General features: G+C 41.4%; 18 protein-coding genes. 3 read left to right on the plus strand and 15 right to left on the minus strand.

Annotated elements, in window-relative coordinates; genetic code table 11:
* Positions 1 to 11: 11 nt before the first annotated feature.
* The 11 genes from pheA to H7T93_RS01375 form a co-directional block, all read right to left on the minus strand.
* Complete coding sequence (gene pheA / locus H7T93_RS01325; protein WP_195950498.1) at positions 12 to 836, minus strand: prephenate dehydratase; 825 nt, start codon at positions 834 to 836, stop codon at positions 12 to 14.
* Positions 827 to 1,318, minus strand: coding sequence for a shikimate kinase (locus tag H7T93_RS01330; protein WP_049546194.1), 492 nt, complete (start codon positions 1,316 to 1,318; stop codon positions 827 to 829). The genes pheA and H7T93_RS01330 overlap by 10 nt, the downstream gene beginning before the upstream one ends.
* The gene (gene aroA / locus H7T93_RS01335) at positions 1,311 to 2,594 is read right to left on the minus strand and encodes a 3-phosphoshikimate 1-carboxyvinyltransferase (RefSeq protein WP_195950500.1); all 1,284 of its coding nucleotides are present in this window, start codon (positions 2,592 to 2,594) and stop codon (positions 1,311 to 1,313) included. The genes H7T93_RS01330 and aroA overlap by 8 nt, the downstream gene beginning before the upstream one ends.
* Positions 2,595 to 2,674: 80 nt before the next feature.
* Positions 2,675 to 3,625 carry an L-lactate dehydrogenase gene (locus H7T93_RS01340; protein WP_037597594.1) on the minus strand — a complete coding sequence of 317 codons (951 nt, stop codon included), beginning with the start codon at positions 3,623 to 3,625 and terminating at the stop codon, positions 2,675 to 2,677.
* 89 nt (positions 3,626 to 3,714) lie between these two features.
* Positions 3,715 to 4,053: a YlbF/YmcA family competence regulator gene (locus H7T93_RS01345; RefSeq protein ID WP_002890462.1), complete on the minus strand. Its 339-nt coding sequence runs from the start codon at positions 4,051 to 4,053 to the stop codon at positions 3,715 to 3,717.
* A 9-nt stretch (positions 4,054 to 4,062) separates the two neighbouring features.
* On the minus strand, positions 4,063 to 5,169 hold the full coding sequence (locus H7T93_RS01350; RefSeq protein ID WP_048790542.1) for a prephenate dehydrogenase: 1,107 nt from the start codon (positions 5,167 to 5,169) through the stop codon (positions 4,063 to 4,065).
* A gap of 29 nt (positions 5,170 to 5,198) precedes the next feature.
* Positions 5,199 to 6,365: a chorismate synthase gene (gene aroC / locus H7T93_RS01355; RefSeq protein WP_179968698.1), complete on the minus strand. Its 1,167-nt coding sequence runs from the start codon at positions 6,363 to 6,365 to the stop codon at positions 5,199 to 5,201.
* A complete protein-coding gene (aroB, locus tag H7T93_RS01360) occupies positions 6,366 to 7,433 on the minus strand; it encodes a 3-dehydroquinate synthase (RefSeq protein ID WP_003094132.1) in 1,068 nt (355 codons plus the stop codon).
* 12 nt (positions 7,434 to 7,445) lie between these two features.
* Positions 7,446 to 8,303, minus strand: a complete 858-nt coding sequence (locus H7T93_RS01365) for a shikimate dehydrogenase (protein ID WP_014634144.1) — start codon at positions 8,301 to 8,303, stop codon at positions 7,446 to 7,448.
* Complete coding sequence (gene aroD / locus H7T93_RS01370; RefSeq protein WP_049528987.1) at positions 8,293 to 8,970, minus strand: type I 3-dehydroquinate dehydratase; 678 nt, start codon at positions 8,968 to 8,970, stop codon at positions 8,293 to 8,295. Before aroD ends, H7T93_RS01365 begins: the two co-directional genes overlap by 11 nt.
* Entirely contained in the window at positions 8,967 to 10,130 is a 1,164-nt protein-coding gene (locus H7T93_RS01375; RefSeq protein WP_175057483.1) for a class I SAM-dependent rRNA methyltransferase, read from the minus strand. Before H7T93_RS01375 ends, aroD begins: the two co-directional genes overlap by 4 nt.
* 161 nt (positions 10,131 to 10,291) lie before the next feature.
* Here H7T93_RS01375 and H7T93_RS01380 point away from each other — a divergent pair, with 161 nt between their 5' ends.
* Together H7T93_RS01380 and H7T93_RS01385 are read left to right on the plus strand one after the other, a co-directional pair.
* Positions 10,292 to 12,472 (plus strand): LTA synthase family protein, encoded by a 2,181-nt coding sequence (locus H7T93_RS01380; protein WP_070476485.1) that lies wholly within the window; start codon positions 10,292 to 10,294, stop codon positions 12,470 to 12,472.
* Between the two features lie 170 nt (positions 12,473 to 12,642).
* Positions 12,643 to 12,828 (plus strand): hypothetical protein, encoded by a 186-nt coding sequence (locus H7T93_RS01385; RefSeq protein WP_002890454.1) that lies wholly within the window; start codon positions 12,643 to 12,645, stop codon positions 12,826 to 12,828.
* 149 nt (positions 12,829 to 12,977) lie between these two features.
* Here H7T93_RS01385 and eno read toward each other — a convergent pair whose 3' ends face one another.
* Positions 12,978 to 14,282 (minus strand): surface-displayed alpha-enolase, encoded by a 1,305-nt coding sequence (gene eno / locus H7T93_RS01390; protein WP_002886048.1) that lies wholly within the window; start codon positions 14,280 to 14,282, stop codon positions 12,978 to 12,980.
* Between the two features lie 205 nt (positions 14,283 to 14,487).
* Between eno and H7T93_RS01395 the strand changes: the two genes are divergently transcribed.
* Positions 14,488 to 14,943 (plus strand): YueI family protein, encoded by a 456-nt coding sequence (locus tag H7T93_RS01395; RefSeq protein WP_175057482.1) that lies wholly within the window; start codon positions 14,488 to 14,490, stop codon positions 14,941 to 14,943.
* Positions 14,944 to 14,973: 30 nt separating this feature from the next.
* On the opposite strand, the gene H7T93_RS01400 is transcribed toward H7T93_RS01395, so the two are convergent.
* The 3 genes from H7T93_RS01400 to ccpA are packed head-to-tail and all read right to left on the minus strand — an operon-like array spanning position 14,974 to position 18,230.
* The gene (locus H7T93_RS01400; protein ID WP_175057481.1) at positions 14,974 to 16,089 is read right to left on the minus strand and encodes a glycerate kinase; all 1,116 of its coding nucleotides are present in this window, start codon (positions 16,087 to 16,089) and stop codon (positions 14,974 to 14,976) included.
* A 12-nt stretch (positions 16,090 to 16,101) separates the two neighbouring features.
* Positions 16,102 to 17,169 (minus strand): MmcQ/YjbR family DNA-binding protein, encoded by a 1,068-nt coding sequence (locus tag H7T93_RS01405; RefSeq protein ID WP_002886051.1) that lies wholly within the window; start codon positions 17,167 to 17,169, stop codon positions 16,102 to 16,104.
* Between the two features lie 59 nt (positions 17,170 to 17,228).
* A complete protein-coding gene (gene ccpA, locus H7T93_RS01410; protein ID WP_002886078.1) occupies positions 17,229 to 18,230 on the minus strand; it encodes a catabolite control protein A in 1,002 nt (333 codons plus the stop codon).
* Between the last annotated feature and the right edge of the window lie 303 nt (positions 18,231 to 18,533).

The raw sequence follows: 18,533 nt of genomic DNA on the forward strand, positions 1-18,533 counted from the left end.
AAGATTTCCCTTTAAATTTCATAGACTTGGTAAGCACCCAAGATTTTATATCCAATTCCAACTGCAGTTAGCTCTTCAAGAGCGAACTGAGCCAACTTTTCCTTTGTATAATCACAATCAATAATGAAGAAATACTCGCCAAGCACCGTCTTCAACGGACGGCTTTCAATCTTGGTCAAGTCAATGCCTCGCCAGGCAAAGGTCGATAGGGCCTTGTAAAGTGCCCCTGGCATATTATCAGGCAGGGTCAAGGCCAGCGTTAATTTACAATCAATCTGATTGAGCGGAATCTCAGGAACAGTGTTTCCTAGCACCCAAAAGCGGGTATAATTCTTTTCAATCTCTTGGATATCCTTAGCCAATATTTGAAGACTGTATTCCTTAGCCGCTGCATGCGGAGCGATTGCCGCATAAGGCTGATCTGGATTATCAGCGACAAAACGAGCCGCAAAGGCTGTACTTGCTGTTGTCTCAATCTTGGCATGTGGAAAATGCTGTTTAATATACTTTTTCCCTTGAGCAATGGCCTGTGGGTGTGAGAAGATTTTCTCAATCTTCTCATGATGTTTAGTCGCCATCAACTGCTGCTTGATGGGCTGAACAATCTCTGCCACAGCACGAATATCGGCCTGATGGAAGAGATAGTCTAAACTCTCATGGACAGAGCCCTCAATGGAATTTTCCACCGGAATGACTGCATAATCCACACGTCCCTCTTCATAAGACTTGATAACCTCGGTAATGGTACCTAATGAAACCAATTCTGCCTCAGGAAAAGCCTTTAAGGCTGCATTATGTGTAAACGACCCACTTGGGCCCAAATAACCTACATACATTTGATAAACCTTGCTACTTCTTCTGGCGTTCGGTTATCAACTGTGACAACCAAATCTGCTAAATCTTGATAGAGTGCCATTCGACCGTCATAAATAGCCTTAAAATCCTCTTTTGAATGATTGAGAAAGAGTGGGCGTTGATTCTCGGTATCCTTCTTAATGCGATCATAGACCACATCGAAAGAAGCGTGGAGCCAAACGTTATGCTTACGATTCTTAGCCAAGAGCTGACGATTACGCTCCGTTACAACAACACCACCTCCAGTAGAGATGATGACATCATCTCCCTCTTGGAGAAGTTCTTCCAAAGTCTCAGACTCAATCTGACGAAAGGCTACTTCACCTTCTTTTGCAAAATAATCAGCAATGGACATGCCGATTTTCTCCTCGATGACCTGATCCATATCCACGAAACGACCATCCAGGTATGGAGCGACGGAACTCTTACCAACTCCCATAAAGCCCAATAAAACTTTAGCCATTGAGCAATCCTTCCAAGTCACTAAAGAAGCTTGGGTAACTTGTATTGATAGCTTCCGCACGTTGCAAGTCAACCTCACCATCTTGAACCAAGAGAGCAGCAATAGCTGTCATCATACCAATACGGTGGTCACCAAAGGTATTGACCTCTGCCCCATGAAGAGCCGTCTTACCAGTGATAATCATACCATCCTCAGTTGGTACAATATCAGCCCCCATAGCATTCAAGGCATCTGCCACCACCTGAATACGATCGGTCTCTTTGACCTTGAGTTCTTCAGCATCACGAATCACTGTCTTACCTTGGGCTTGTGTCGCCAAGAGTGTGATAATCGGAAGTTCATCAATCAAACGTGGAATGATATCTCCACCAATTTCAGTTCCTTTAAGTTCTGAAGTTTCAACCGTAATGGTCGCAGATTTGGCAACTTGGTCAATATCTGAAAGGGTAATTTTACCACCCATATCTTTGATCACATCAATGATACCCGTACGCGTCTCATTGATGCCGACATTTTCCAAGACAATCTTAGAGTTAGGCACCACAAGTCCCGCTACCAACCAAAAGGCCGCCGAAGAAATGTCACCTGGAACCACTACTTCTTGAGCAGTAAAGGTTTGGCCACCAGAAATACGAATTCCCTTGCCATCTACTTGAAGCTGACCACCAAACTGCTGAATCATATCTTCTGTATGATTACGTGTTTTTTCCTTTTCAATGATGACAGATTCGCCATCAGCTTGAAGAGCTGCAAAAATAAGGGCAGATTTTACCTGAGCAGAGGCCACAGGCAATTGGTAATGAATAGGTTTAAGGGACTTGCTACCGTGCATTTTCAATGGTGGCAAATCACGGTCTGTTTGACCAGAAACCTCTACACCCATCTGACGCAAAGGAATGGTCACACGGTCCATAGGACGTTTTGAAAGGGAATCATCTCCAAACATCTCTACATCAAAATCTTGACCTGCAAGCACACCTGAAATCAAACGAATCGATGTTCCAGAGTTCCCCATGTCCAACTTGTTTTGAGGAGCCTTGAGACCATCAAAACCAACACCGTGAATGCGTACCACATCACCATCATCCTCGATAGTCACACCCAAATCACGGAAGACCTGCATAGTTGAGAGGACATCCTCACCTCGTAAAATATCACGAACAGTTGTCACACCTTTGGCAAGACTTCCGAACATGATAGAACGGTGACTGATTGACTTGTCACCAGGGATGCGCAAGCTGCCATGAAGACCTTGAGCCTTGGTTTCTAGTTTCATAGGTTACTCCTAAAAATTTTATAGTTATTCCCATTATACCATATTTGAAAGCCTAACCATAGACTGAATTGTCAAAATATTCACTCGCTTGTATTGCCATACTTTTCTTTCAAGAAGGCAACCGCCTCTTGAACACGGTTCCGAATCAAGTTAGCAGACTCCTGCAAAAGATTTTTTTCCTCAGCCGACAAAGACAAGCGAACTGGAGCAGCCACCCCATGACGCCCTAGGATGACTGGATAGCCAAGATAGGTTTGATAGGCTTCTTGATAGCTAGATACTGCCACCTCTTCTTGAGCGTCAGAAAGGATAATTGTCACCAAACGAAGAGCAGCACTGGCAATACCGTATGAAGTATAGCCCTTACCATAAAAAACCTTATGACCACCCTTCATGGAAGCCATAAAGAGATTTTGACGTTCTTCTTCGCTGGTCAATTCTGTAATGTCTTGCCCTTTAACCTTGACTTGACTCCAGGCAGTAAATTGGGAATTCCCATGTTCGCCAAGATTGTAGCCAGATACTGATTTGGGATTGACTGACAAATCATCTCCTACCGCAGCCTTCATTCTCGCCGTATCGAGTAGAGTCCCTGTCCCAATCACACGTTCTCTTGGCCAGCCTGTGAATTCCTGATAGAGGGCTGATACAGCATCTACAGGATTCGAGATAACCAAGAGTATACCTTTAAAATCCAATTTTTTAAGTTCCTGAGAAACCTGATAAACGGCTTCTCGAGTAAATGGAAATTCAGCAAAGCGGTCCTCACCAGCATTGTGCTGTAACTGAATATTGCCAAGAGATGAAATAATCACATCAGCATCTTCAAGTGCCGCATAATCATTGACAACAATGTTTGCATAGCTAGGTAGATTTGCCATGGCATCCTTAAAATCCTGGGCATCTGCCTCGGCCTTCTTCTCATTGATATCTATAAAGACATAGCTATCGGCCAAGCCTTGAGCAATTGCTCCATGAGCAACCGCAGCTCCAACATTTCCCATACCAATAATTCCAATCTTACGACTCATCGTTTTCCTCCTTAATATCTCTAGATTCTTCCTTGGACAATCTCTTTTGAATGCAGAAAAGGGCCTGTCAATTGACACACCCTCTCTGATTAACTATTCAATTCTTGCAAAGGTTTGAAGATGATACGTTCAATATCATTCAAATAAACAGACAAACCTTGTTGTGCAGCCAAGTATTCTTTCAAAAGGGCATTAGCTTCTACCTTTTGACCCAATTCTTGAACAGCTGCTTGTTCTTCTGCAGTTGGCATTGTACCAGCTTGCATTTTAGCATAGAAATCCTCTTGGAAATCAGTAAACTCTTTGAAAAGAGCGCTAGCTTCAGCATCAGCTGCAATCGCTTCTTTTTTCTCTACCAAAGTTTTGTACTCAGGAAGGGCACGAATGCCACGTTCCAACTCATTTGCTAAATCATAAATATTTGTCATTTTATTCTCCTAGGCAATCACCACATGATAATCCGTATTGGCTTCAATAACAGTCTTAGCATGTGTGCGATCTTTTTCATTTTTAAAAGTAATTTGGAGGATACCGTGAATATCCTCACGATTTTCCTCATTAATACGAAGGTTAACCAAAGACGTTCCTCGCAGCAATTCCATAATGCTAAGGATAACGTCTTCTCGGTCAGGCACATCCACGAAAATATCGAAGGCACTTTCCACGCCACCCTTTTTGTGAATTTCCATCTCTTTACGTTTCTTACGACCGTTGTCAAAGAACTCCCAAATGGCATTCTCATCTTCAGCCTTAATCAAATCGGCCACATGGTCTAAACGTTTTTTGAAATCTTCAATACGATCCAAAACAGCTGGCCCATTGGTCATGAGAATGGAGGCCCACATGCCAGGTTCACTTTCTGCAATACGGGTCATATCTCGGAAGCCCCCAGCCGCAAAGTGATTAGTCATCTCGTGAGTCTGAGCATAATCAGCAGCCTGCTCCATAAGACCAGAAGCCAAAAGATGTGGAAAATGACTGATTTGACTGGTTACACGGTCATGTTCAGCCGCATCAATCTCCACAAATCGTGACTTAAGCCCTGACAAGATGTCCTTAAGTTCAGGGATAGTTGTCTCTCTTGTTAGACTCGTCGGTGTGAAAATATAATAGGCATTTTCAAAAAGTGTCACGTCAGCCGCAATAGCCCCTGATTTATGGGAACCAGCCATAGGGTGAGAACCTACAAACTGAACATTTTTACCTGTTAGGTAACGTTCAGCTGCCTCAACGATATCCAACTTAGTAGACCCTGCGTCTGTGATGATGACATTATCTTTGAGCTCCAAGTCAGCCAACTCCTTCAAGTAGGCCACAGTTTGCTTAATCGGCACTGCAAGGATAATAACATCCGCGAGGGGAGCAAATTCTTTGAAATCACTTGTTGCACGGTCAACGATGCCACGCCCAAGTGCAATATTTCGAGAATAGTCAGAGCGATTATATCCAAGAATCTCATAATCAGGGTGGTCCCTTTTAATCCCTAAGGCCAAGGAGCCACCAATCAAGCCCAATCCTGCGATATAAATAGTTTTCTTACTCATTACTACTCCCATCTATTGTCTGATGCTGCTTAAAAGTTTTTCACATAGGCACGGTGACGTGCTACCGCTTCTTTCAATTCTTCCATGTTGTCAGAAGAGAATTTGTCCAAGATTTCATTGGCTACGACTGTAGCGACTACGGATTCCATAACGACACCCGCTGCAGGCAAGGCCGTTGGATCTGAACGCTCGACTGTCGCCTTGTATGGTTCATGTGTTTCGATATCTACTGACATCAATGGCTTGTATAGGGTTGGAATAGGTTTCATAACCCCACGGACCACAATCGGTTGCCCGTTGGTCATACCACCTTCAAAACCACCAAGGTTGTTAGTGCGACGCGTATAGCCATCCTCTTCATTCCAGAGAATCTCGTCCATTACTTGAGAGCCCTTGAGGTAGCCATCCTTGAAACCAAGTCCAAATTCTACACCCTTGAAGGCATTGATGGATACAACTGCTTGAGCAATCTTAGCATCAAGTTTGGTATCCCATTGGACATAAGAACCAAGGCCAACAGGGACGCCGCCAACAACAGTTTCAACGACACCACCGATTGTGTCTCCCTCTTTTTTAATTTGGTCAATGTAATCTTTAATTTCTTGTTCACGTTCTTGGTTAACAACTGAAATCTCTGATTGTTGAGCCAATTCCTTGATTTGAGCTACTGTCAAATTCTCAGGCACATCAATTTCCTTACCACCAAAGACAACAACATGGTTAGCAATTTCAATACCAAGCTCAGCCAAGATACGTTTAGCGACAGCACCTACTGCCACACGCATAGTTGTCTCACGCGCACTAGAACGTTCCAAAGAGTTACGCAAATCATCGAAACGGTATTTCATTCCACCAACTAAGTCAGCATGGCCTGGACGTGGGTGAGTGATTTTACGTTTGGTTTTCAAACGGTCCTCAATATCTTCCACAGCCATGATGTCCAACCATTTTTGATGGTCCTTATTGATAACATGAAGGGTGATTGGAGCTCCTGTTGTTTTCCCATGACGAACACCAGAAGTGATTTCAACCTTATCAGACTCAATTTTCATACGGCCACCACGACCATAGCCACCTTGACGACGTTTCAAATCGCCATTGATATCTTCAGCCGTCAAGGGAAGACCTGCTGGAACACCTTCGATAATTGCTGTTAAACGTGGGCCGTGAGACTCACCTGCTGTTAAATATCTCATTTATTTCTCCAAGTACTCTTTCATTTCAACTAAAGGAATTTGATTGATAGCTGCCTTACCAATCTCTGGAACGATAACTGTCTTAATGCTATTACCACGGGCTTTTTTGTCATGTGTGAGAGCTGTATAAAGCTCCTCAACACGCCATGGCTCATAGTCTACTGGCAAGCCAAACTTAACACACATCTCAGCAATTTGACGTGTGATTCCCTTAGGCATCAGACCTTTTTCCTCAGCAACACGTGAAATCTGAACCATTCCGATAGCCACCGCTTCACCGTGCATGACTTTACCGTAACCAGCTGTTTGTTCAACGGCATGCCCAATCGTATGACCAAAGTTTAGGTACATACGGACACCACCTTCAAACTCATCTTCAACCACAATTTTACGCTTCACATTACATGAACGGTAAATAATGGTTTCTGAGTTTTCTAGGATACTGTGAACCGAACCATCAATGCTTTCAAGGAGGTGCCAAAGTTCAGGATCGTCAATCAAACCGTATTTGACAACCTCACCCATACCTTCGATCAATTCACGTTTACCAAGTGACTCAAGGACATTAGGGTCAATCAAAACCCCATCAGGCTGAGCAAAAGTTCCCACGATATTTTTAGCAAATGGTGTGTTCACACCCGTCTTACCACCAATAGATGAATCCACTTGGGCAGTGAGACTAGTTGGAACCTGAACGAAGTGAATGCCACGCATATAAGTTGAAGCAACAAAGCCTGCCAAGTCACCAACAACACCGCCACCAAGAGCAAGAATACCATCACTACGAGTCATGCCATTCTTAATCAAAAACTCATAAGCCTTGTTAACAGTTTTTAGATTTTTACTCGCTTCACCTTCTAGAAAATCAAAAACGACAACCTCAAAACCTTCGTGCTCCAAGCTAAGCTTAACTCTTTCAGCGTATAAGCCACCCACATGGTTGTCTGTAATAAGGGCAATCTTTTGTGGTTCCCAAAGTGACTTCACCCATTGACCGACAGTCTTAAGGGCTCCTTTTTCAATAATAATGTCATAAGGGTTATGTGTTAAATTTACCTCTAGTTTCATAGTCGTCCCCTCCTAGCTATTGTAAATATTTTCTAATTCCTGCCAGATGGCGTCTGTTGGCATGTCCTTGCCTGTCCACAATTTAAAGGCACCTGCTGCTTGATGAAGCAACATGCCAAGGCCGTTCACAGCCTCTATTCCCTGTTTCCTAGCCAAGGCCAAGAAAGGTGTTTCAAAAGGCTGATAAATGATATCAGCAACCAAGAGTCCCTCAGGAAATTTTGTATCTGTGGGAATAGGCAAGGATTCGCCATCCATCCCAACACTCGTCGCATTCACCAATAAATCAGCCTGGCCTAGTTCCTCTTGAAAATACTCAAGATCATTTAAAGCATGAAACTCCAAGTGGCAAGTTGCCTGTTCAAGTAAGGACTTAAAGCTCTCTTTTGCCTTATCTAATGACTGAGGGCGAACATAGACACTGACTTTTTTTGCACCATCAAGAACTGCCTGCGTCACAATAGCTTTAGCAGCACCACCAGCACCCAAAATCATCAGATGAGCGTCTCTAGGGCTAAAGTCCTTTAGACTAGCAAAGAAGCCAAAACCGTCCGTATTATGACCAATCAAATGACCATCACGATTAACAACTGTATTGACGGCACCAATCAGTTGAGCTGCAGGACTAATCTCATCCAAAAAAGGAATGACTGCTTCCTTATATGGCATCGACAAGTTGATACCGAACATGTTGTAACGTCTAATATTTTCAACTGTCTCGGCTAGGTCTGACTCTGGAATCTCCCAGGCCACATAAACACCATTAACTTGTGTCTTTTCGAAGGCCGAATTATGAATGAATGGTGAAATAGAATGCTTGATAGGATTGGCAACAACAGCCGCTAGGCGTGTGTGTCCATCAATCTGCATCCAAAACCTCCCTGATTCTACGCATATCTGCAAGACCAACTTGTCCCGGAGCACTAGCATTATCAAGACTAGCAAAGGTCCATGATGACCCCACCAAATCTCCCGCAAAACGTGACAAACGACCTAGTTTACCCATTGACATAGTTACAAACTCTTGTTCAGGATTATAGGCCTTGAAACCACGTGTGAAGTTCATAAGGTCAAGAACATCCTGCTCATGCTTAGGCATAACCGCCACCTTAACCACTCTCGGCGTTAAGTTTGTCATCTCAGACAAAAGCTCCATAAGGTTTTCAGGGGTCTCCTCAAAGTTATGATAGGACAAAACCAAGTTTGAAAATTCGAGCATTTGGTCAAAGACAGCCTTACGTGTGAAATACTCAAAATCAATATAATCTGGCGAATAGATAGCAGCTACATCCTTAATTAGTGCGATGTATTCCGCATCCGTTAACTCAAGCTTGCCACCCTCACGCGTCGTACGGATGGTAAAGACAATCTCAAAGCCTGCGAATTTCTCGAAAATAGCTGGAGCAACCGTTAAGATACTATCCTTATCTAAAAAATCTGCACGCCATTCTATAATGTCTGCCCCCTCAAAACGAGACAGTTCAAGCTCTTGTGCCTCCTCTAAACTAGTTGGCATAATCGGAACTACAATTTTCATTTATTTACCCTTATTGTGTATACTTTCAAATAATTTGATGTTGGATCATTAGGATTGACGGTAAAATCCGCTGGTAATTGTTGCAGGTTAACGAAGTCCGCTGTAACATCTCCCAAACCCTTACGCAGTTGTTTTTTAAACTGTTGCACGGTCATATTAGCAGCATTGGTACTTGCAATGATTGTCCCATGCTCTGATAAAATATCAAGACTCTGTGCAATTAACTTGTGGTAATCCTTATTTGCTGAGAAAGTGCGTTTCTTATTTCTGGCAAAGCTTGGCGGATCGATGACGATAAGGTCATAAGATAAGCCTTTTTTCTTTGCATATTTGAAATAATCAAAGACATCCATCACGACCAAGCGATGATTGTCCATACTGAAACCATTAGCTTCAAAATGAGCCGTCGATAATTCACGTGAACGCTTAGCCAAATCAACTGATGTCGTTTCAATCGCTCCACCCATAGCCGCAGCAACTGAAAAAGCTGCCGTATAGGAGAACATATTCAAAACTGATTTACCCAAAGCTAGGCCATTAACTAAACCATCACGCACTTCATGCTGATCAAGGAAAATTCCCGTCATTAGCCCATCATTGAGGAAAACTTCATAAGTGACCCCATTTTCTAAAATGGTGAAGGTATCAGCCGCCTCTTGCCCAAAAAGATGGTCTGATTCGAAATCAAGACCCTTGAAGCGGATTTTCTCATAGCCTCCCAAGACCTCAGGAAAGACCGTTTGGAAAGCCTCTACAATAACATCCTTCAAGGAATAAACAAAGGCATTGTACCATGAAAAGAGGGCATAATCCCCATATAAATCAATTGTGAGACCACCAAAATCGTCACCATCTTGGTTGAAAAGACGAAAAGCTGTCGTCAATTCATTATCATAATAGGATTGACGTTTGGCCTTAGCCCTTTCAAAAAGTCCTTGAAAATAAGTCACTGTCAATTGTTGTTTTTTAGGGGACAGAAACCATCCTATCCCCTTATTTTGACTTGACAAATAGCCCGTTCCTAAAAAATCTTTGGACTGGCTATAAAGGTAAACCAACTGATTATTTTCAGTTATATTTGGAAAATCTTCGGCTAAAAGAAGCTGTTTTCCTTGTTTGATTTTTTTCTCCGCAAAGGGACTTACCGTCAATATACTCATGTTACTATTATACCAAAAAAATGCTATTATTTCTGTTTCGTAACTAGATTTTATCAATTATATGTCAAGGAATATCACACTCAATGGCAGTAAATTTTTGAGAGTCATTATCTTATTTGGTATAATGATTAAGATAATATAGAATCAAAGGAAGTATTACTTTGAAAAAAATTACTGAAGCCTTTTGGAAAGGAGTTTCATCAAGACTTGGATTTATCCTCTTGTTACTCTTCTTTTACTGGCTAAAAACCATATTCGCTTATTACGTCAACATTAATCTTGAGTTGGAAAGCAGATATCAGGTTATGCTTTCGCTGATTAACCCTATTCCACTAGGATTAATGCTTCTAGGTTTAGGACTATACTTCAAGAAACGACGTTTCTTTTATAGCATTACCATTGCTATCTATGTCATCCTTAACCTCTTACTTATCGCTAATGTGATTTACTTTGGGGAGTTTACAGACTTCATCACTGTAAATACCATCCTAGCAAGTTCTAGTTCGGCAGCAGGACTAGGAGACTCCGCCAAGAACCTTCTTGAGCCAAGCTATCTCTTCTACCTGATTGATGTACCTTTCTTCATCTATGCTGGTTTCAGGAAAAAGCTTAAAATGGACAGCAAGCCATTTAACAAACGAGCTAGTTTTGCCGTCACTGCACTGTCGACACTCCTTCTCTCAGTTAACCTCTTCTTAGCAGAAGTTAACCGTGGCGAGTTGTTGACACGTGGTTTCTCAAATAACTATATTGTTCGTGCTATGGGGCTTCCCTTCTTCACAGCCTATTCTGGTAACTTAACTTATCAAGCTTCACAGGCTCGGTCATCTGCAACAGCTGAGGATATGAAAAAGGTTGAGGCTTACGTTAAAGAGCACTATGCGGCACCTGATCCTAAGTACTACGGAATTGCTAAAGGAAGAAACGTCATCGTTATTCACCTGGAAAGCTTCCAACAGTTCCTCATTGATTACAAGCTCAAAGTAGACGGTCAAGACTATGAGGTTACACCATTCATCAATTCCATTTATCACTCAAATGAAACTCTAGCCTTTTCAAACTTCTTCCACCAAGTTAAATCAGGGAAAACTTCTGATGCTGAAACCTTGATGGAAACATCTCTCTTTGGACTAAGTACAGGGTCATACATGGTAAACTATGGGGGTACCAATACAGCCTATGCGGCGCCATCTATCCTAGCTCAAACAGGCGACTATACGTCAGCTGTTTTCCACGGAAACACTGGATCCTTCTGGAATCGTAATAATACCTATAAACAATGGGGTTATAATTACTTCTTTGACTCATCAGCCTTCACTGAAAAAACTGATGAAAACTCCTTCCAGTATGGTCTAAATGACAAGTACATGTTCCCAGATTCCATCAAATATCTGGAACAAATGCAACAACCTTTCTACGTTAAATACCTTACAGTATCTAACCACTACCCATACACTTCACTCTCAGGCGATGAAAAGGAACAAGGTTTCCCACTTGCCGAAACAAAAGACGAAACAGTCAACGGATATTTTGCAACAGCTAACTATCTTGACTCAGCAATCAAAGACTTCTTTGATTACCTCAAGGAAACCGGTCTTTACGATAACTCGATTATTGTCATGTACGGTGACCACTATGGTATCTCTGATACACGAAGCAGCAATCTTGCTGAACTTCTCGGTAAGAACCCTGAAACTTGGTCAAACTATGATAAAGCCATGCTTCAACGTGTTCCTTACATGATTCATATTCCAGGCTATACTGGTGGTGGTATCTCTAACACCTTTGGTGGTGAGGTTGATGCCCTTCCAACACTCCTTCACGTTCTTGGCGTTGATACTAGCTCTTATATCCAGATGGGACAAGACCTCCTATCTCCTGATAATAAGCAAACCGTCGCATTTAGAACCTCAGGTCAATATGTTACTCCTCAATACACCAGCTACTCTGGTCGACTTTATAACACTCAAACAGGGGAAGAAATTACCAACCCTGATGAGACAACTAAAAAAGATAACGAAGCTATTCGTAAGGCAGTAGCAACTCAGCTTTCGATGAGTGACGCTGTTCAAACAGGTGACCTTCTTCGTTTCTATACGCCAAACGGTTTGAAGCATGTTGATTCTAGCAAGATTTCCTACACTAAACAGATGGATCAACTAAAAGAAATCAATAAAAAGCTGAAAGATAAATCAACCAGCCTCTACAAACAAAAAGGCAATAAATCAACAGCTAATCTATTCAAGACCCCATCTTACAAGGAACTACATCCTGCAGAATCTGAATCAAGCTCAAGTTCAAGTGAATCAGAGCCAAGTAGCTCTTCAACGGAACAGCAATAAACCTTAAAAGCAGTCCTGTTTGGACTGCCTTTTTAGATTAAACAATTATCAATCGTACTTAACTGGAAAATCATAATCCTCATAGCACTCGCCTCAAACATATTTCTTGCTAGTTTACTATAAGCGTGATTAAATAGAGTTTGTAAGAAAACTTATAAAGGAGAACAGATATGAATCCAATGGACCTATTTAACCAAGTAAAAGAAATGATTGAAAAGAAAGATTTCGAAGCTGCTAAAAAGTTTGTCGATGACAATAAAGATGATTTGGGCGAATACTTTGACCAAGCTAAGTCACTTGTTTCAGGTAACGAAATGGTTAGTGGAGCTTTAGACAAGATTAAAGGTCTATTCTAAGACGAAGTCCTCTCAATCAATAGGATTGAGGGGACTTTTTATGTTTAGAGTTTCTATTTAGAGACAATGCATAACACAATCTAAGATTCTTTAGAAACACAAAAAAGAGATTCCTAAGGAACCTCTTTTTATTCTATATGACTATAGAATTATTTTTTCAAGTTGTAGAATGATTTCAAACCACGGTATTCTGCAACTTCACCAAGTTGGTCTTCGATACGAAGCAATTGGTTGTATTTAGCGATACGGTCAGTACGTGACAATGAACCTGTCTTGATTTGACCAGCGTTAGTTGCAACTGCGATATCAGCGATTGTTGAATCTTCAGTTTCACCTGAACGGTGTGATACTACTGCTGTGTATCCAGCTTCTTTCGCCATTTCGATAGCGTCGAAAGTTTCAGTCAAAGTACCGATTTGGTTAACTTTGATAAGGATTGAGTTAGCAGCGTGTTCTGCAATACCTTTTTCAAGGTAAGCTGTGTTAGTTACGAAGAAGTCGTCACCAACCAATTGAACTTTACCACCAAGACGTTCAGTAAGAGCTTTCCAACCGTCCCAGTCGTTTTCGTCCATACCATCTTCGATAGTGATGATTGGGTATTTGTTAACCAATTCTTCAAGGTAGTCGATTTGTTCTGCAGCAGTACGAACAGCAGCGCCTTCACCTTCAAATTTAGTGTAGTCGTAAACTTTACGTTCTGCATCGTAGAATTCAGATGATGCACAGTCAAATCCGATAAATACGTCTTTACCTGGTACATATCCAGCAGCTTCGATAGCTTTGATGATAGTTTCAACACCATCTTCAGTTCCGTCGAAACGAGGTGCGAAACCACCTTCGTCACCTACGGCTGTTTCAAGTCCACGTTCTTTAAGGATTTTCTTAAGTGCGTGGAAGATTTCAGCACCCCAACGAAGAGCTTCTTTGAATGTTGGTGCACCAGCAGGTACAATCATGAATTCTTGGAAAGCGATTGGAGCATCTGAGTGAGAACCACCGTTGATGATGTTCATCATTGGAGTTGGAAGAACTTTAGTGTTGAATCCGCCAAGGTAGCTGTAAAGTGGAACTTCAAGGTAGTCAGCAGCTGCGCGTGCTACAGCGATAGACACACCAAGAATAGCGTTGGCACCAAGTTTACCTTTGTTTGGAGTACCGTCAAGAGCGATCATTGCGCGGTCAATACCTTGTTGATCACGTACGTCGAATCCGATGATGTGTTCAGCAATAACGTTGTTTACATTATCAACTGCTTTTTGAGTACCAAGACCACCGTAACGAGCTTTGTCACCATCACGAAGTTCTACTGCTTCGTGTTCACCAGTTGAAGCTCCTGAAGGAACCATACCGCGACCGAATGCACCAGATTCAGTGTAAACTTCTACTTCAAGTGTTGGGTTACCGCGTGAGTCAAGGACTTCGCGTGCGTAAACATCAGTAATAATTGACATTACAATACTCTCCTTATGAGTTAAAATTTTTTACACCTATATATTACCATAATATCAAGGCTTAAGCAAATTAAAACCAGAATTTTCTAGCGATTTTCTATTTTTTAATATTTTCAATTGTTTTTGAAAATCTCAGAAAGCAACTCAAATGAAAAGGAATTCAAAATATTGTATAATACAAGTAGAAAACTAAGAGGAGATTCCTATGACTTCACTTGAAAACAAAGTGCTCCAATGCGCTAGTGGCGAAAAACGCCTAAATCCCGATGAACTTCGTCAATATTTTGGAACCTATGCGGAACGTGTAGTCCTAGCTGTTCTATTGGAAAATGCCGAAAAGAAAACTGTAATTGACAATTTTCCGCAAATATTAAAAGACTTATTAGCCGTTCACCCTAATCTTAGTCTCAAACTTTCTCCAAAATTAGCTGACCAGACACAATTTAACTATATCAAGACTGCTCAAGCACTAAATATTTCTGCAACTATCGTTGACGAGGCCAAGGCCCATTCACCATACGGTCTTATCGTACATAGTAATCAAGCAGAGAATCTTGATAAAGTGTTATTTTCAGAACTCTATCCTGATATCCTTGCTCCTAGTGAAACTGAACCTATCCTTGAAAAAAAGGGATTTTTTGCTAAACTATTTGGAAAATAAAAGCTGATGCAAAGTCAGCTTTTTCTTATATCACAATGTTTTACTGAGCTTGATGACATTCCCAATATTGAGTCCTGTGCGATAGAGATTCTCCTTAGCGGTAGCTAAAACTTGGTCTAACTCTAATACTTGTCCAATGATAGGGAAAGCAGCTGAGATACCTGCAACTGGAAAATCAGGCAAGTCATCCTTCAAACTACCACAGATAGCAATGACGGGAATAGTTGATGGTGTCCGCCTAGCCACCCCGACCGGTGCTTTACCAGACAAGGACTGGCTATCCATACGTCCTTCACCAACTATGACCAAATCAACTTCCTTCACACGTTGATCAAAATCAACGCAATCAAGTACAAAGTCAATCCCGGATTTAATTTCTGCGCCTGCAAAAGCTACTAAACCCGCTGCCATGCCTCCTCCGGCTCCTGAACCAGCCAGTTTTAAAACCTCAGGAGCAAAGTTTTCGTAGAATTGTGTCATGTCTTGGTCAACCTTTTTAAATTGTGAAGGAGCTAGACCTTTTTGTCCACCAAAAATATAGGTTGCTCCATGTTGACCACACAAGGGGTTGTCTACATCAGTAATCAGACGAATGGTGACACCAGACAAATCAAGCTTATTTTTAGAGGATACCTTCTTAATGAGACCAAGATTAGCACCTATTGGCTCAAGCTCCTGTCCCTCAGAATCATAAAAACGATACCCCAATCCATATGCCATACCAATACCACCATCATTGGTAGCAGATCCACCTACGCCTATAATAAACTCTCGGATGCCAGATTGAACCAAATGAACAATTAGTTCACCTACGCCTTGTGTCGTTAGAGCTAGAGGATTTCGTTTCTCCTTAGGAATATGCTCCAAGCCACAAATCGCAGCCATTTCAAAAATGGCAGTCTGGCCATTGCTGGCAAAAGAAACACTTCCGTCACTTGTATAGGCATGAGGAATCTTGATACTTTTCTTCTCAAGATTTAGATTTTCAGCAAGAGCATCTAAGGTGCCCTCGCCACCATCACCTATTGGCATGAGGTCAAAATCAGCGTCGGGTAAGGCATTTTCAAAACCTGATTTAAGAGCTAAGGCGACCTCTTTTGCAGATAAACTTTCCTTAAATGAATCAGGTGCAATCAAAATTCGCATGATGTCCTCCTTCTATTTTTCTTTTAGGTAAGGGGATAAAGCCTGAACTAACTCTTCCGTCATATGTCGAGGACCTCGAACAGTTTTAATACCTAAACTCTTTAGTCTATCACTATCAAAGTCAGTGTCATTAAAAGTGTATAAGGGCTTAATCCGCATCAACTCTTTAATACTCTCCTCTTCACGATAACCTTGATTAGGGATATTTGCCTCTAAAACCTGACAGACGTAACGGATGGCCTTGGTAGGTGCCGTAATATAGATAGCCACAAAATCTCCCTTTTGCATACTAGCTTTCTGTGTCCAAAGAATCTCCTCATTTGCGGAAAACTCATCCCCAATATCGTAGTATTTCAAATTTACCGGGATAATCCAATAATGAGGCTCCGAAGCCTTTCTAAGATGTTTGGGAGCCACTAGGGAACGACTTTCACTAAGAAGCTCAAAAACAGTCTGGTCTGGCAAGGTCTCATCTAAAACAAGACTAACCCAGGTCTTCTTGGACATATGGTAGCTAGGAAAAACGCCATCCATTTTCAAGAGCTTATCCATTTGCGTCGGATTAACCTTGAGGTTAACCACATCATATGTTAATTCTGCCTTTTCTCCATCAAGCCCTAGTTTTTCTCCCTTAAGAGGAAAAAACAAGGCATACCATTTACCATCAACTCTAAAAGATAGATAGCTTGGTTCTTTCTCGAAAGGATGGTCTGCTTGGTCTGAAAATTCTTGAGCTAAAAATTTAGCCAGGCGATTAGCTTGTGGAGATGAGAATAATTGATCTTCATAACAAGAATCAGCTACCTGTGACAGAAGTTCTCCATAAGCCTCTCTGACTTGACCAACGTAAGTTCCAGTAGCCTGAGGACTCCTGAAGATATCATAAGGCTCATCAAGATCACTATCGACAACCTGTCCCGTCAACTTACCTTCTAAATCAATAAACAATCGAGCTTCAAGTTCTTCAGCTATCAGTGTTTTTCTGAACTCATAGCCTTGCTCAGTAGCTGTAAAACCAAAAGGTTCTAGGCTATCAGGTTTTAGGACTTTCTTTTTAAAATAAGCATCCTCAAAAGTCATTGGTTCTCCCTTTTTCTAAAAAAGAGAAGTTGAGACAAACTTATGTCCCAACTCCTTTTTTATTTTGTTGACTGACGTAAGGTAATACCGTGATTAAGAATAACATCTTTTTCTTCAAGTTCTTCCTTATTCATGATTTTAGTCAACATACGCATGCTAACTGCCCCTAAATCATAGAGAGGATGATTAATACTAGAAAGGTTTGGACGTGTATAGCTTGTAATTGGTGAGTCATTGCTTGTGATGATTTCGAAGTCTTCTGGAACTGATTTACCTGCAGCAAAGAGGCCATTCAAGAGACCTGCAGCCAATTCATCTTCTCCAACATAGGCAGCAGTGGCACCAGAGTTCAAGACACGTTGTGCTAGATCAAAGCCATCTTTATAGCTATATTTAGCTTCAAAGACTAGTCCTTCATTGTAGCGCAAATTATTCTTTTCAAGTCCAGCCTTATAACCAGCTAGACGGAGCTTGCCATTAATATCATCAATTAGTGGCCCTGATACAAAGGCAACCTTTTCATTATTCTTGGCAAGCTGTGTTATAGAATCCTCAACGGCAGCTTTATAGTCGATGTTAACACTCGGTAATTGGTGTTCGAGGTCCACTGTTCCTGCTAGGACAATCGGCGTACGAGTACGGGAAAATTCTGCACGAATTTTTTCCGTCAAGTGGTAACCCATGAAGATGATACCGTCTACTTGTTTGGCAAATAGAGAGTTAATCACGGTAACTTCGTGATCGTCATTTTCATCACTAGATGCAAGAACAATATTGTACTTGTACATCGTAGCAATATCATCAATCCCCCTTGCTAAAGTAGCAAAATAACTATTAGCAATATTTGGGATGACAACTCCTACAGTAGTGGTTTTCTTACTCGCCAAGCCACGCGCAACCGCATTTGGACGGTAATCCAAACGATCAATGACCTCAAGCACTTTTTTTCGGGTGTTTTCTTTTACATTTTTATTTCCATTTACCACACGAGACACAGTCGCCATCGAAACACCTGCTTCACGCGCAACGTCGTATATAGTAATTGTTTCATCAGTATTCATAAAAACACTTCCTTTCTCATTTTACGCTCACTTATTCATGCTAATTGTATCAGATTCTGAAAACACTTTCAATTATTTTGACTGATTTTTTACAAAAAAATGAAAGGGATTCCTTCTTTATGGTTACGAGGAAGAAAGCCATTTCAGAAAAAGGCCTCTCATTTCGTGTTTCCAAGACTATCCATCGCTTACAAAACTAGCCTAAAAAAGTCTCAATGAAAGTAAATGATTTAATGAAAAGCCAAAAAAACAGCTTGCATTTTCCTTATAAAAGTGACAGAATGAGTGTAAGAAATACAAAGG

It is taken from the genome of Streptococcus sp. 9.1 (assembly GCF_016648815.1).
Lineage (GTDB): Bacteria > Bacillota > Bacilli > Lactobacillales > Streptococcaceae > Streptococcus > Streptococcus salivarius_E.

What these genes read in the sequence shown, in the direction of transcription:
- pheA (WP_195950498.1), bottom strand. Translation starts at nt 836, where the DNA reads ATGTATGTAGGTTATTTGGGCCCAAGTGGGTCGTTTACACATAATGCA.
- aroA (WP_195950500.1), bottom strand. Translation starts at nt 2,594, where the DNA reads ATGAAACTAGAAACCAAGGCTCAAGGTCTTCATGGCAGCTTGCGCATC.
- aroD (WP_049528987.1), bottom strand. Translation starts at nt 8,970, where the DNA reads ATGAAAATTGTAGTTCCGATTATGCCAACTAGTTTAGAGGAGGCACAA.
- H7T93_RS01375 (WP_175057483.1), bottom strand. Translation starts at nt 10,130, where the DNA reads ATGAGTATATTGACGGTAAGTCCCTTTGCGGAGAAAAAAATCAAACAA.
- H7T93_RS01405 (WP_002886051.1), bottom strand. Translation starts at nt 17,169, where the DNA reads ATGACTTTTGAGGATGCTTATTTTAAAAAGAAAGTCCTAAAACCTGAT.
- H7T93_RS01385 (WP_002890454.1), top strand. Translation starts at nt 12,643, where the DNA reads ATGAATCCAATGGACCTATTTAACCAAGTAAAAGAAATGATTGAAAAG.
- ccpA (WP_002886078.1), bottom strand. Translation starts at nt 18,230, where the DNA reads ATGAATACTGATGAAACAATTACTATATACGACGTTGCGCGTGAAGCA.
- aroC (WP_179968698.1), bottom strand. Translation starts at nt 6,365, where the DNA reads ATGAGATATTTAACAGCAGGTGAGTCTCACGGCCCACGTTTAACAGCA.
- eno (WP_002886048.1), bottom strand. Translation starts at nt 14,282, where the DNA reads ATGTCAATTATTACTGATGTTTACGCACGCGAAGTCCTTGACTCACGC.
- H7T93_RS01395 (WP_175057482.1), top strand. Translation starts at nt 14,488, where the DNA reads ATGACTTCACTTGAAAACAAAGTGCTCCAATGCGCTAGTGGCGAAAAA.
- H7T93_RS01345 (WP_002890462.1), bottom strand. Translation starts at nt 4,053, where the DNA reads ATGACAAATATTTATGATTTAGCAAATGAGTTGGAACGTGGCATTCGT.
- H7T93_RS01330 (WP_049546194.1), bottom strand. Translation starts at nt 1,318, where the DNA reads ATGGCTAAAGTTTTATTGGGCTTTATGGGAGTTGGTAAGAGTTCCGTC.
- aroB (WP_003094132.1), bottom strand. Translation starts at nt 7,433, where the DNA reads ATGAAACTAGAGGTAAATTTAACACATAACCCTTATGACATTATTATT.
- H7T93_RS01400 (WP_175057481.1), bottom strand. Translation starts at nt 16,089, where the DNA reads ATGCGAATTTTGATTGCACCTGATTCATTTAAGGAAAGTTTATCTGCA.
- H7T93_RS01340 (WP_037597594.1), bottom strand. Translation starts at nt 3,625, where the DNA reads ATGAGTCGTAAGATTGGAATTATTGGTATGGGAAATGTTGGAGCTGCG.
- H7T93_RS01350 (WP_048790542.1), bottom strand. Translation starts at nt 5,169, where the DNA reads ATGAGTAAGAAAACTATTTATATCGCAGGATTGGGCTTGATTGGTGGC.
- H7T93_RS01365 (WP_014634144.1), bottom strand. Translation starts at nt 8,303, where the DNA reads ATGCAGATTGATGGACACACACGCCTAGCGGCTGTTGTTGCCAATCCT.